Origin of the sequence: Psychrobacter sp. NPDC078929 (assembly GCF_050267985.1) — a bacterium.
In the GTDB taxonomy this organism is placed as follows: Bacteria; Pseudomonadota; Gammaproteobacteria; order Pseudomonadales; family Moraxellaceae; genus Psychrobacter.
The window spans coordinates 4,032-5,301 of the sequence record NZ_JBNNFX010000044.1; the positions used below are offsets into that span (position 1 = coordinate 4,032).

A 1,270-nucleotide genomic window follows, 5' to 3' on the forward strand; every position below is an offset into this window, starting at 1 on the left:
TGCTGGCAGTCGCAGATACCAGGCTGCTGCAACTGTTTATTAAAAACACAGCACTCTGCAAACACGAAAGTGGACGTATAGGGTGTGATGTCTGCCCGGTGCTGGAAGGTTAATTGATGGGGTTAGCGTAAGCGAAGCTCTTGATCGAAGCCCCAGTAAACGGCGGCCGTAACTATAACGGTCCTAAGGTAGCGAAATTCCTTGTCGGGTAAGTTCCGACCTGCACGAATGACATAATGATGGCAGCGCTGTCTCCAGCAGAGACTCAGTGAAATCGAAATCGCAGTGAAGATGCTGTGTACCCGCGGCTAGACGGAAAGACCCCGTGAACCTTTACTACAGCTTTACATTGAACTTTGACCTGACTTGTGCAGGATAGGTGGGAGGCTTTGAAGCCGAGACGCTAGTCTTGGTGGAGCCAATCTTGAAATACCACCCTGGTCATGTTGGGGTTCTAACTCAGGTATAACAATACCGAGGACAATGTATGGTGGGTAGTTTGACTGGGGCGGTCTCCTCCTAAAGAGTAACGGAGGAGTACGAAGGTGCGCTCAGACCGGTCGGAAATCGGTCGTAGAGTATAAAGGCAAAAGCGCGCTTAACTGCGAGACCCACAAGTCGAGCAGGTACGAAAGTAGGTCTTAGTGATCCGGTGGTTCTGTATGGAAGGGCCATCGCTCAACGGATAAAAGGTACTCTGGGGATAACAGGCTGATACCGCCCAAGAGTTCATATCGACGGCGGTGTTTGGCACCTCGATGTCGGCTCATCTCATCCTAGGGCTGAAGCAGGTCCTAAGGGTATGGCTGTTCGCCATTTAAAGAGGTACGCGAGCTGGGTTTAGAACGTCGTGAGACAGTTCGGTCCCTATCTACCGTGGGCGTTGGAAATTTGAGAGGATCTGCTCCTAGTACGAGAGGACCAGAGTGGACGAACCTCTGGTGTTCGGGTTGTCACGCCAGTGGCATTGCCCGGTAGCTACGTTCGGATGGGATAACCGCTGAAAGCATCTAAGCGGGAAGCCCACCTCAAGATTAGATTTCCCTAAAGAGCCGTTCAAGACTAGGACGTTGATAGGCAGGGTGTGGAAGCGCAGCGATGCGTGTAGCTAACCTGTACTAATTGCTCGTTTGGCTTGACCATACAACACCCAAGTGGTTTGTATACAAGTCTAATTAATCTATCTTGTATAGCTCAGGCTATAGAATAAAGAAAGAATATTTCGATATCACCTTTAACCTTGATTCAGTTAGGTTACAAGTTGATCGAC

At 49.8% G+C, this 1,270-nt stretch carries 1 rRNA gene (running past one end of the window); it reads left to right on the forward strand.

What is annotated here, in order from left to right:
- Nucleotides 1-1,143 (forward strand): 23S ribosomal RNA (locus tag ACQKCG_RS13690); it begins 1,784 nt to the left of the window's first position.
- Nucleotides 1,144-1,270: the final 127 nt, after the last annotated feature.